General features: G+C 34.3%; 13 protein-coding genes. All 13 read right to left on the bottom strand.

The window, feature by feature from the left end:
• On the bottom strand, nt 1-180 hold a 180-nt coding region (gene tnpA / locus HMPREF2801_RS06720), incomplete at its 3' end, for an IS200/IS605 family transposase (protein ID WP_148130083.1).
• Between the two features lie 176 nt (nt 181-356).
• Entirely contained in the window at nt 357-2,918 is a 2,562-nt protein-coding gene (locus HMPREF2801_RS06715) for a Rib/alpha-like domain-containing protein (protein ID WP_070611289.1), read from the bottom strand.
• 184 nt (nt 2,919-3,102) lie between these two features.
• Nucleotides 3,103-3,546: a GatB/YqeY domain-containing protein gene (locus tag HMPREF2801_RS06710; protein ID WP_019124746.1), complete on the bottom strand. Its 444-nt coding sequence runs from the start codon at nt 3,544-3,546 to the stop codon at nt 3,103-3,105.
• A gap of 13 nt (nt 3,547-3,559) precedes the next feature.
• Complete coding sequence (gene rpsU / locus HMPREF2801_RS06705; protein WP_005957648.1) at nt 3,560-3,739, bottom strand: 30S ribosomal protein S21; 180 nt, start codon at nt 3,737-3,739, stop codon at nt 3,560-3,562.
• Between the two features lie 88 nt (nt 3,740-3,827).
• Entirely contained in the window at nt 3,828-4,583 is a 756-nt protein-coding gene (locus HMPREF2801_RS06700) for a TVP38/TMEM64 family protein (protein WP_246829992.1), read from the bottom strand.
• Nucleotides 4,584-4,589: 6 nt separating this feature from the next.
• Nucleotides 4,590-5,441, bottom strand: coding sequence for a patatin-like phospholipase family protein (locus HMPREF2801_RS06695; protein WP_070611288.1), 852 nt, complete (start codon nt 5,439-5,441; stop codon nt 4,590-4,592).
• A 228-nt stretch (nt 5,442-5,669) separates the two neighbouring features.
• On the bottom strand, nt 5,670-6,008 hold the full coding sequence (locus HMPREF2801_RS06690; RefSeq protein ID WP_070611287.1) for a histidine triad nucleotide-binding protein: 339 nt from the start codon (nt 6,006-6,008) through the stop codon (nt 5,670-5,672).
• Nucleotides 6,009-6,010: 2 nt separating this feature from the next.
• Complete coding sequence (locus HMPREF2801_RS06685; RefSeq protein ID WP_070611286.1) at nt 6,011-6,394, bottom strand: DUF1284 domain-containing protein; 384 nt, start codon at nt 6,392-6,394, stop codon at nt 6,011-6,013.
• The gene (mtaB, locus tag HMPREF2801_RS06680) at nt 6,395-7,693 is read right to left on the bottom strand and encodes a tRNA (N(6)-L-threonylcarbamoyladenosine(37)-C(2))-methylthiotransferase MtaB (protein WP_070611285.1); all 1,299 of its coding nucleotides are present in this window, start codon (nt 7,691-7,693) and stop codon (nt 6,395-6,397) included. It abuts the gene before it with no gap.
• Nucleotides 7,693-8,382 (bottom strand): RsmE family RNA methyltransferase, encoded by a 690-nt coding sequence (locus HMPREF2801_RS06675; RefSeq protein WP_070611284.1) that lies wholly within the window; start codon nt 8,380-8,382, stop codon nt 7,693-7,695. The genes mtaB and HMPREF2801_RS06675 overlap by 1 nt, the downstream gene beginning before the upstream one ends.
• Nucleotides 8,375-9,277 carry a 50S ribosomal protein L11 methyltransferase gene (gene prmA / locus HMPREF2801_RS06670; protein ID WP_070611283.1) on the bottom strand — a complete coding sequence of 301 codons (903 nt, stop codon included), beginning with the start codon at nt 9,275-9,277 and terminating at the stop codon, nt 8,375-8,377. The genes HMPREF2801_RS06675 and prmA overlap by 8 nt, the downstream gene beginning before the upstream one ends.
• Nucleotides 9,278-9,350: 73 nt before the next feature.
• Nucleotides 9,351-10,481 (bottom strand): molecular chaperone DnaJ, encoded by a 1,131-nt coding sequence (gene dnaJ, locus HMPREF2801_RS06665; RefSeq protein ID WP_070611282.1) that lies wholly within the window; start codon nt 10,479-10,481, stop codon nt 9,351-9,353.
• Between the two features lie 157 nt (nt 10,482-10,638).
• Complete coding sequence (dnaK, locus tag HMPREF2801_RS06660) at nt 10,639-12,465, bottom strand: molecular chaperone DnaK (protein ID WP_070611281.1); 1,827 nt, start codon at nt 12,463-12,465, stop codon at nt 10,639-10,641.
• Nucleotides 12,466-12,476 lie beyond the last annotated feature (11 nt).

Genomic DNA, 12,476 nt, shown 5'->3' with positions numbered 1-12,476 from the left:
ATGATCTGGACAACATTCTGCTTCTATTATGTTTATTCCTTTTCTCTCACATAAGTCTCTTAATATTTTTCCAATATCTTGTTTTAATCTTCCATAAATTACTTGTCTCCTGTATTTTGGAGCAAATACTATGTGATACTTACAATTCCATGATGTATGTGATAAACTGTTTTTATCCATTTTAGGATACCTCCCTTTTCTATTTATGCTACTGCCAGTAACATACATAGTTTATCACGGGAGGTTTTTTGCTTGAAGCTAAAGCTAGTATTCCTACCACCAGCATAGCTGGTGGTTTATTCATGCTAAAGCGTACAAAGAAAAAAAGAAGAACCATCTGGTCCTTCTTTTCTAGTTTATTTTACAGAAATAGTAACTGTCCTCGCCTCATTATCCCATTCAATGTCATTGTCTTTTCCGTCCTCTGTGTTTCCATTATTAAGTCCAAAAACTTTTGCCACATTGACAAGGGACACAAAAATTCTATCTTTAATGTTTAGAGGTTTTGCTTCCATTTCAATAACTTCACCGCTGGAAAGGATAATTTTATTGTTGTCGATTTGAATTGAGGCAGTAAGTCCATCTCTAGTGAAGGAAGCTGTTCTCGTAAACTTGTCCCAGACAACTTCTGCTCCAAGAACTTCCGCTACTCGCCTTAGTGGAAGCATAGTCCTTCCCTTATAAATTACAGGACTTATGTCCATCTTAACTTTTGTTGAAATTCCGTTCCTTATAATTTCGTATTCAAATTCATTGATGTGAAATACATAGGAAATTTTTTCTGTAGCTTTCTTTTCTTCCTCAAATTTTATTGAAGGGCTGGCAAATACTTTTAAAGTTTCTCTTTCGTAATCTCTGTTGTTTAGGCGAGGAAAATAATTGTAATAATCTGGATAATAATTGTCCCAATTTTCTTCCTTGTCCTTATCCTTATCTATTTCACTATTATCCCTTGGAACTTCTGTCAAATAATTTTCAAGATTCAAAATATTTTTAGAATCATCCTCATAAATAAGAGTCACTATTCCTTTTTCATCAACTATTACATCCTTAGCCTTAGGATTTGCTAGCTTAAATTTTCTTGCAATTTCATCAATTTCTCCTTGGCTAAGCTTATTTTTATCTAAAACTTTTAAATCTTTAGGAATTACTGGTGGATATTTTTCAGAATCAGTTTTTTCTGGAATAACTTCTTTAACTTTTACCTTAACTTCAACTTCTTTACTTGAAGTGTCTTTAAAAGTCAAAGTAAGCCTTGCAGTTTTTTCTCCAACTTCACTTGTGTCGGCATTTTCCTTTATGACAACATCAACTTCTTGAGGAAGATTTATAATTCCTCCTTTTAATTTTTCAACAGTCAAGATTTCATTTTTATTTGCCTCAAGAGTTTTTGTCTCTGCTTCATAAGTTTCTGCTTGTGACTTTGCTACAGTGACTTTTACAGTGACTTCACTTGTGGACCCATCAGGATATTTTACTTCAACCTTGATTTCATGCCTGCCAGAAGTCCTTCCATCTGGCAAATTTTGTCCCTCTATTATAGTTTTACTTGGTTGGCTTGCTGAATCTTTAGGATAATCTGTTGAAACACTTGCCAAAATTTCCTCTTCTGTCGTGGCATGTCCAAAGGCTTTTTCTATATCCTTTACACTCACCTTATACTTATCTTTTTCTTCAACTACTCTTGCAGTAAAGGTCATGTCACTAGTGATAGGAATACTTTCTATATTATCCACTTTTCTATCACCAATAAACCAGGCAGCTTCCTTTCTTTCGTCCTCTGCCTTTGGTGTCGGCAAGTTATCGCCTATTTTTGTTAAAGTTGAACCTTTAAAAATCGCATAAGATTTATTATATTTACTTTCAGAATTTCCTATTGGTGCATTTGCAATACCTTTACTAGCCTTTAAAGTTACAATAAAAATATCTTTTGGTAAATTTTTGCTCTTATCTAGTATGTTTGCTGCATCTTCTCCATTTTTTATAAGTTTAGGTTTATATATATTATCTTTATTAAGTAAGTCATAATTATCATTTAAAATATTAAATAAAGAAGTGTCATACCAATACCAAAATTTATAATCTTCAGGAAGATTTAAATCAGGCTTTAAAAGTCCTAGGCTCCTATTTTGTACATCATTCCTTACATAAAAGGTCATTTCATTTAAATTATTAAAACTTGTAGCAAAATATTTTTTTTGAAAGTCGGTAGCTAAAATTTTTCCTTTTCCCTTTACATCAAAAATTCCACATTTATAATCATGAGATGAATTAACAGAATACCCATCAGAATCTCTCATATCAATGATTTGACCTCTCATAAAAATATATGGCAAACCTTGAAATTTTGCTTCAAATATCATTGGCCTGTTCATGTCATACTTTCCAGTGGCACCCTCAATTTCACCTATTTTTTTATCCTCAGAAAATGCTTTGCTATAAGGATTAACTAAAGGTCCTCTATAAGTCCAACCGAGAAATTTATGATCTTTTTTTTTCTCTTCATCTGTTTCATTATTCTCAGCAAATAATTCTGCAAATACCTTTTTACCATCTTCTTCATAGTCCAACATTTCTGACCACTTTGCAGTCTTTAAGGCGTAAAAGGGCTTAGCCTTAACATTTTTTCCAAGATTATCTTTTTCCTCAATAAGATTAAAACTTTCTCCTGCTTCATTTTTTATAGTTCCATAATTTTGAACATTGCCTGTTAAATTTGTCTTTGCTACAAAAAGTATTTTCACATACTTGCTTTTATCAGCTTCTTTTGGCATGGTCTCAGTAACTATTGGGAGATCTCCATTCTGTGTCGAGTTTTCATCATTTGCCTTTGGTCCAGATTCTTTGGCAAAAACAGGATTAAAGACACTAAAAAATAAAGTTACGATTAAAAATAACGAAAACAATTTCCTCTTCATTATGTCCTCCTAGTTTTTTAATAATGTCCACTGGGTTTCTTACAAAAAATATAAAAAAATTCCAAAAAATATCTTTGATTTAATTATAGCAAAAGTAAACTCTCACTTCTATATGATGAAGAAGTAAAATTTAATAAAATTCCAAAATTTTTGCAAAAATAAAAACCCGGGAAAACCCCGAGTTTTAATTTAATAATTCTTTGGCTATAATATTAACTTGTTTGCCATCTGCTTTGCCCTTAATTAAAGGCATAACATTTTTCATTAATTTTCCAATATCCTTCATTGATGTTATTTCATTTTCGTCAATTACTTTTTTTATAATTTCTTTTAATTCTTCATCTGATAATTGCTCAGGTAAGTATTTAAGAAGTATTTCAATTTCAGCATTAGTTTGGTCAACTAAGTCTTGTCTATTGCCCTTCTTAAATTCTTCAATTGACGATTTTTTTTCTTTAAGCTGTTTAGAAATGATGTTTTCAATATCAGCATCATCAAGCTCTACTCGTTCATCTACTTCTTTTTGTTTAATAGCTGCACGAACCATGGTGATAACATCTTTTCGAAGTTTATCTTTATTTTTCATAGCATCTTTTAAGTCAGCCATGAGTCTCTCTTTTAGAGACATAAGAACACCCTCTTTAATATCTGTGTTTTTTTCTGCGTGCCTCTTCGGATTTTTTCTTCCTTCTAACACTTGGTTTTTCGTAGTGTTCTCTCTTTCTTACTTCTTTGAGAACTCCACTTGTGGCACATTGTCTTTTGAATCTTTTAAGAGCATTGTCTAAAGATTCGTTTTCACCAACCCTGATTTCGGACATTTTTTAACCTCCTCTCGTAGAAAAGAGTAGCCTTACGGCCAATGTAGGTTTATTATACTCTATAAATCCCAAAACTTCAATAATATTTTTACTTTTTAGGATTTTTATCTTTATTGACAAGATAAGTTATGCCTACTACAGATATGGAGATCAAAATTTTTATGACCAACATAACAATAAACTGCCATGAAAGAGGGTTTAGGATTACATCGCCAAGTAAAGTATTTGTAATTACACCAATAGATGCCCCTAAAAGTGATGATGTTATATATTTTAAATAATTTGTCTTGCAGGCACCAAAATAAAAGCTTAGGACATCGCAGGGAAACCATCCAATAAGTCTAATTATAAAGCTTGCCAAAAATTCATTTCTCTCTTGCATCTCAATTACTTTCTCTATCTTGGGATACTTCTTTTTGATGTAATGAATTTCTTCTGTGCCAGACCATCTTCCAAGGATGAAGGGTATAGTTAGGGTCACTGCAAGTCCAAGATAGCTCACTGCAACTGCCTTAATTGGGTCGAATAAGATTCCACTGGCAACATAAAGTGATGGAAGGGGAATAATAATAGTCAAACTTTTTACTGCAAATAGACTTATTAAGGTTATAATGGATTTTTTTGGATTGCCAGCAGCTTTTTCTGTAAGAGAATTTATGCTCACATTGCCACTTCTTGTTAGAATCAAAACTATTAATATAGATGCAAAGGAAATCAGTGCAACTATTTGAATTTTTTTAAATCTATTTTTTACAGCCTTGTCATTTTCGTCTAAATTTTTATTGCTATCCCTAAAATTTTCTCTCTCTGTTTTTATTTTTTCCTTTAAAGCTTTCATTTTCATAATAAATCATTCTTTTCTAATATTTTCTAAAGTGAGGATATTTTTTGCATCCTTTCTTCCCAATTCATACAAGTTTTCTAATTGGTCGTGGTCTTGGGTAAGAGTTTTTAAATTTCCTATATAGCTTGGCGCAACTATTATGACTTTATTTTCCTTTTCAAGCTCCATGGCTTCTCTCAAACTTTCGTTGTAGACTAGAGATCTCTTTGCAAAGGCCTTGGCTGCTTTTGGATAAGTTCTCCTCAAGATCCTGACAAATTTTTTGTCCTTTCTCCCTTCTCTAAAATAATCTCTTGGTCTTGTTAAAACTATTATCACCTTGTCACAACCTGCCTCAAAGGCTCTCTTAAAGGGAATTGGATCGCTTAAGCCGCCATCGAAATAGGGCACGCCCTTTATCTTATAGGGTTGGTTTAAAACTGGCACGCAGCAAGAAGCTTTTATTGGGTCATAATTATCTATTACTAGATCAGATTTCTTAAAATATTTTGCCTTGCCCGTCCTTGCATCTGTAGCTACAATTTCAAATTCCATGGGATTATTTTTCAGTGTCTTATAGTCAAGGGGATACTCGCCCTTGGAAGAACTTAAATCAGAATAAATATAATCAAGGTCAATGTAAGAGCCAGTCTTTAAATAATTTTTAAAGCTCATGTACTCCTTCCTAAAGGCATATTTGTTGTAGAAAACAAAATTTCTCCTAGGTTGATTTGCCAAAAAAGAGGCACCATTAGCAGCCCCAGCAGAAACTCCAATAAAGTAATCTCCACTAATATTTTCTTCCATCAAATAATCAAAAACTCCTGCACCATAAATGCCACGAGTTCCACCACCAACATCTACAAAACCTAACTTCATAAGTCATCTTCTTTCTCTATATAAAATCATAGTATGTCCATTTTAATTACAGTATATATGAATTTTTTATAATTTCCTATGGACAAAATCGTAAAAGTGTTACATTTAATTTAATATTTTGAAAAAAATTTTACAAAAATCCTATATAACATTTTAATAAATTCCGAAAATTCGCAAAAAAAATGCTACAAGAAAACTCGTAGCATTAAAAATTTTATTTAACTTAAATCAACCTGGTGGCCAATTTAAACTTCTTCCACCAAGGACATGGAAGTGAAGGTGATCAACACTTTGACCTCCATCTTCTTTGCAGTTATTTACAATTCTGTAGCCCTTAGTAAGTCCTGCCTCTGCACAAAGTTTTTGTGCAACTAAAAATACATGGCCAATTAATTCCTTGTGACTTTCATCAAGGTCATCTGCTGATGCAATATGTTCCTTTGGCACAATTAAAAAATGTGTGGGCGCTTGTGGGTCTATATCCTTAAAGGCATAGACAAGTTCGTCTTCATAAATTTTGTCTGAAGGGATTTCTCCACTAATTATTTTACAAAATAAACAGTCCATTCCTACCTCCTTTTTCCTTCAACTTCTTTGCAGAGTTCGTTCCACTGACAAGATCTGCAAATTTCCTCTCGCCTATCTTTATTAAATATTATATCACAGGTTAAAGCCCTAAGGTCCTCCCAAAAATATTTTTCATCTGCCCTTATATTTAAAAGCTTTAAAACTTTCTCGTCGTAGGATTTTACTTTCTCTTGGCTCTCACAAACTTCTCCAAGATTTTCTGGGCAATATTTACAAAGGTCATCCAGATCTTTTATAAGCCTTACCTCTGGATTTTCCCTAAGCTTTTTTATAACTTCAGTCATATTTTTTGAAAAGTCATCGCTATAACCCTCACCCACAAAATTTTCTGTGCACAAGAGATGGTGTGCTCTTATCTTTAACATTTAATCACCAATAATTTCGCAGTTAGCAATTTCGCCTGTATCTAAAATTTTTACACTCTTAATTTTATTTTTAAGATCAATCTCACTTTTTGCCTTAACTCTAATGTAGTTTGTAGTGTAGCCGTAGTACTGGCCCTCATGATCTTCTTCAAATAAAACTGACTGAGGGGTCTTCATATTTTCTTTTTCAAAAATTTCTTGGTATTCTTCTCCAAGGGCAATTAATTTTTCTGACCTTTCCTTTTTAATCTTGCCGTCAATTTGATTTTTCATGACAGCTGCCTTGGTGTTCTTCCTCTTGGAATATTTAAAGACATGAATTCTTGAAAAGCCAACTTCTCTTACAATCCTCATTGAATCTTGGAAGTCTTCTTCCCTCTCGCCAGGAAAGCCAACAATAATGTCTGTTGTAAGGCCTGCATGAGGCATATACTTTCTTATAATATTTGCTTTTTCAATGTATTCTTCACGAGTGTATCTTCTATTCATTGCCTTTAAAATGTTATTGGACCCAGATTGTAGGGATAGGTGGAAGTGGTCGCAGAGCTTTCCAGTTTTCACTGCTCTCTCCATAAATTCATGAGTAATAATTATGGGCTCAACAGAAGAAAGTCTTATTCTCTCAATGCCATCAACTTCTGCAATGCTCTCAATTAAATCAATTAGTCTCATGTCGCCCATGTCCATTCCAAAAGACCCTATGTGAATGCCTGTCAAAACTATTTCTTTAAAGCCACGATCTGCAAGAGTTCTTGCCTCTCTCACTGAATCCTCAATGGTCCTTGACCTAATTGGTCCCCTGGCAAAGGGAATTATGCAGTAGGTACAAAATCTGTTGCAGCCATCTTGAACCTTCATGTAGGCACGAGTTCTGTTATTGCTGTCAAAGTTTGTGGTGTTGGCAAACTCACGAACATTTTTTAAGTCCTTAACAATATTTATTTTTTCGTGAGACTCTTTTGACTCTTCAATTAAGTCCACAATTTTATTTCTCTCAGTGGTTCCAATCACAACATCCACGCCCTCAATGTTTTTAACTTCATCGGGGCTTACTTGTGAGTAACAACCAACAACTGCTACCACAGAATCGGGGTTTTTCTTTTTTGATTTTCTAATAAACTGTCTTGATTTTCTATCTGATAAGTTTGTAACTGTGCAAGTATTTACAATATACACATCGCTAAATTCATCATTTCCAACTTCTCTATAGCCTCTCTTTTCAAAAATTTCGCTCATGGTTTCTGATTCGTATTGGTTGACCTTGCAACCAAGAGTTAAAATTGAAAAAGTTTTTTCCATTACTCACACTCCTTTCCATGTATTATATAAAAGGACGCAGTGATTGCTGCAGTCTCGGCTCTTAATATTCTCCTGCCAAGGCCAACTTTTTTTGCATCCCTTAAAATTTCAAGTTCCCTTTCTGATATGCCACCTTCAGGTCCAATTACAAGACCAATGTTGTCGCCAAGCTCATGAATAATTTCTCCAAGCTGAGTCTTGTCTTCATCTTCATAGCAAAGGACCAAGTCGCCCTTAAATTTTAAAATGTCATCGGTCTTAATTATGTCGTGAACTATGGGGATTATATCCCTCTTAGATTGCTTTGCCGCAGACTCAACAATTTTTTGGTATCTTTCCTTCTTCTTGTCCCTTTTCTTTGAAATGTCAGAAATTGTCCTGTCCATTAAAACTGGGTAAAAGTCGCTGACACCAATTTCTGTGGCGTGCCTCAAGACATCTTCTGACTTATTATTTTTTAGGACTCCAAAAAATAGGGATAGCCTAACCTTGGATTCGTTAGATTCCTCTATCTCTCCAATTTTTTTGAGCTTGTCGTCATAAAAAGCAAAGGAAAAAATTCCATCACGAAAGACAACATGAAAGACTTCTCCATCTTCTATCCTAATTACATTTTTTAAATGGTGGATTGTCTCTTCCTTTAAATTTGTATTGCCCTTAAATTCTCTATCTTCAAAAAATCTATACATTTAATTTTCCCACTATGGCAAGCCAATTATTTTTTTCTATTTCGTCAATTATTTCAAAATTATTTTCCCTTAGGGCATCAATTACCATTTCTCTTCTCTCTTTTATAATTCCTGAAGTGATAAAAATTCCGCCAGGATCCATGTGATTTTTTAGATTTTTTATTTCATCAACGATTATCTCTGCAATGATGTTTGAAACAATTAAATCTGCTCTTCCCTTTACTACATCTAAGAGATTTCCCTTTTTAATTTCCATCTTGTCTTCTACATCATTTAATTTTGCATTTTCATGAGACGCATCAATGCACTTGTCGTCAATATCAATTGCAAGGGCTCTCTTTGCTCCAAGCTTTAAGGCAGCAATGGCAAGTATGCCTGAGCCGCAGCCAATGTCAAAAATTTCGTCGCCCTCACTTACATATTTTTCTAAAAGTTCAAGGCACATGTAAGTTGACTCGTGAGTGCCAGTTCCAAAAGCCATGCCTGGATTTATTTTTATAATTTTTCTATTTGAATTATATTCTTCCCACTCAGGAACAATGGCAAGGCTCTCTCCAATTTCTAGGGGCTTGTAATATTTCTTCCAATTGTTAGCCCAATCCTCATCGTCTTTTTCTTCTATTTTTGAATTTCCTAAAGACTTTTCTTCAAGTTCAGCCTTTATTTTTTTTGCATCCTCTAAATTTTCTGGATATACTTTTATGGCAAAAATTTCTTTATCAGAATTTAAAAGGGGATAATCTATAAAATCCCAGTCCTTTTCGTCTTGGTCCAGCTCCTCCACTAAGTGGCTGGAAACTTCTTCACTTGTATAAATTCCATAGTCAAAAAGAATTCCCTCAATTGAATCTTTTTTTTCCTTTGAAGTATTTATTGTCATTTCAATGTATTTCATCTAATCACCTGACTTCATTATATATTACCTGAAATTTTTATACAATTTAAAAAATGCGAATCAGTGATCCGCATTAATCAAATAAGTCTTTTAACTTGTCTAAAAATGATTTTTTATTTTCTTCAACTTCTGGTTCAGTATCTCTCAATTCCTCCAAAAGTTTTCTCTGCTCATCTGAAACTTTTTTAGGAATAATTATGTCAACTTTAAAGAAGAGATCTCCCCTTTGATTTTCACGATTTACATAGGGAACTCCCTCGCCCTTTAATCTAAAGACTGTGCCGCCAGTTGTGCCCTTAGGTATGTCGTAATCCACAAGTTTTTTAAGAGTTGGCACTTTTATCTTTGCACCAAGGACTGCATCGGAATAGGATATTGGAATGTTTAGATAGATGTCGTTGCCCTCTCTCTTAAAGACTGCATCAGACCTAACTCTAATGTAGACAAATATGTCTCCATTTTCTCCACCATTTTCACCAACAGAGCCTTGACCCTTTAGTGAAATAATATTTCCAGTGTCCACGCCCTTAGGAATATTTACTTTTAATTTTTTGCTCTTTAGGACAGCTCCTCTGCCACCACATTTTTTGCAAGGCTGGTCAATTACTTCGCCAGTTCCATGACACTTGTCACAAGAAGAAGTTCTAACAAACCTACCAAAAGGTGTGTTTTGCTCTGATGTGACTTGACCAGATCCATGGCACTTGTCACACTCATGTTTTTCTGAGCCAGGTTCCATTTTGCTGCCGTGACAATGGCCGCACTCTTCCTTAACCTTTACTGAAATTTCTTTTTCCACGCCAAAAATTGCTTCAAAGAAATCAAGAGTTACATCAACTCTAGTGTCAGGTCCCTTCTTTGGCATGTCCTTTCTATTTGCATATTCGTATCTATTTGATCTTGAGCCGCCAAAAATATCAAAGATGTCATCAAAAATATCAGAGAATCCACCAAAGCCGCTGCTGCCAGAAGTACCCATGTTGCCCTTAAGGCCTTCTTCGCCATAGACATCGTAAATCTGTCTCTTTTCGTCGTCAGATAAGACTTCATAGGCATAGGAAATTTCCTTAAACCTTGCCTCTGCCACTTCGTCTCCTGGATTTAAGTCAGGGTGATACTTTTTCGCAAGCTTTTTATAAGATCTCTTTAATTCTTCCTTTGTTACATTTTTTTCAACTTCAAGAATTTCATAAAAATTTCTCATCTTCCACCTCAATAGTTTTATATTCTAATATAAAGTCTTGGAAAAATAAAGCTTATTTTGTAATTTCAATTTTTCCCACAAATTTTTGCAAGAAAAACAAAATAATTTTAAACATAAAAAAAGTTGCAGCCGAAACTGCAACAATTTTATTTAATTATTATTCTTCGTCATCATCAACAACTTCATAGTCAGCGTCAACTACATCATCATCTTGTTTAGCATCTGTAGTTCCAGCTTGTCCTTGTGCTCCTTGTTGCTTATAAATTTCTTCAGAAATTGCGTAGAAAGCTTGAGTCAATTCTTCTGTTTTAGACTTAATTGCTTCAAGGTCTTCGCCATCTTTTACATCCTTAAGACCCTTAATTGCATCTTCAATCTTAGTCTTGTCTGCATCAGAAATTTTTCCTTCCACATCTTTTAATGTGTTTTCAGATTGATAGATCATTGAGTCAGCATTGTTCTTTGCTTCAATTAAATCTTTCTTCTTAGCATCTTCTTGTGCGTACATTTCAGCTTCTTTAACTTTCTTTTCAATTTCTTCTTCATTTAAGTTAGTTGAAGATGTAATTGTGATGTGTTGTTCCTTGCCTGTGCCTAAATCTTTAGCACTTACATTTACAATACCATTAGCATCAATGTCAAATGTTACTTCAATTTGTGGCACTCCTCTTCTTGCTGGAGCAATTCCATCAAGGGTAAATCTGCCAAGAGTTACATTGTCCTTAGCCATTTGTCTTTCACCTTGAAGTACGTGAATTTCTACAGAAGTTTGGTTATCGGCTGCAGTTGTAAATACTTGTGACTTCTTAGTTGGAATAGTTGTATTTCTTTCAATAAGTCTTGTTGTGATGTTACCCATTGTTTCAATTCCTAGAGAAAGTGGTGTTACATCAAGTAGTAACAAGTCTTTTACATCACCTGAAAGAACTCCACCTTGAATAGCTGCACCAAGAGCAACACATTCGTCTGGGTTGATGTCCTTTTGAGGTTGTTTGCCAGTTAATTTTTTAATACATTCTTGTACTGCTGGAATTCTTGTTGAACCACCAACTAGAAGAACTTTGTCAATGTCACTTGCAGAAAGTCCTGCATCAGAAAGTGCATCCTTAACAGGTCCTTCAGTCATCTTTACAAGGTCTGCTGTAAGTTCATCAAATTTAGCACGAGTTAAGTCCATATTTAAGTGAAGTGGACCAGCTTGTGATGCTGTAATAAATGGAAGGTTGATATTAGTTGACATTGTAGAAGAAAGTTCCTTCTTAGCCTTTTCAGCAGCTTCCTTAAGTCTTTGAAGACTCATTTTGTCAGCCTTTAAGTCAATGCCATTTTCCTTCTTAAATTCTTCTGCTATATAGTCGATAACTCTATTGTCAAAATCATCTCCACCAAGTTTGTTGTTACCACGAGTTGCGTGTACTTCAAATACTCCATCAGAAAGTTCAAGAATTGATACGTCGAAAGTACCACCGCCAAGGTCGTAAACCATTACTGTTTGAGCTTCTGTGTCCTTGTCTTCTCCATAAGCAAGAGCAGCTGCAGTTGGTTCGTTTACTATTCTCTTAACATCAAGTCCTGCTATTCTTCCTGCGTCCTTAGTTGCTTGTCTTTGAGCATCTGTAAAATAAGCTGGAACAGTGATTACTGCTTCAGTAATTTTTTCGCCAAGATAAGATTCTGCATCAGATTTTAATTTTTGTAAAATCATAGCTGAAATATCTTGTGGTGTGTAAGTTTTTGAATCTATTTTTACATTAAAGTCAGAACCCATGTGTCTCTTAATAGATGAAATAGTTCTGTCTGGGTTTGTGATAGCTTGTCTCTTAGCAGTTTCTCCTACTAATCTTTCTCCATCTTTTGTAAAAGCTACAACAGAAGGTGTAGTTCTATTACCTTCGATGTTTGGAATTATTACAGCGTCTCCGCCTTCCATTACTGCTACTGCAGAGTTAGTTGTTCCTAAATCAATACCAATTATTTTTCCCATATAAATTACCT

It is taken from the genome of Peptoniphilus sp. HMSC062D09 (assembly GCF_001811425.1).
In the GTDB taxonomy this organism is placed as follows: Bacteria; Bacillota; Clostridia; order Tissierellales; family Peptoniphilaceae; genus Peptoniphilus_A.
This window is presented reverse-complemented; position numbering and strand designations above follow the sequence as displayed.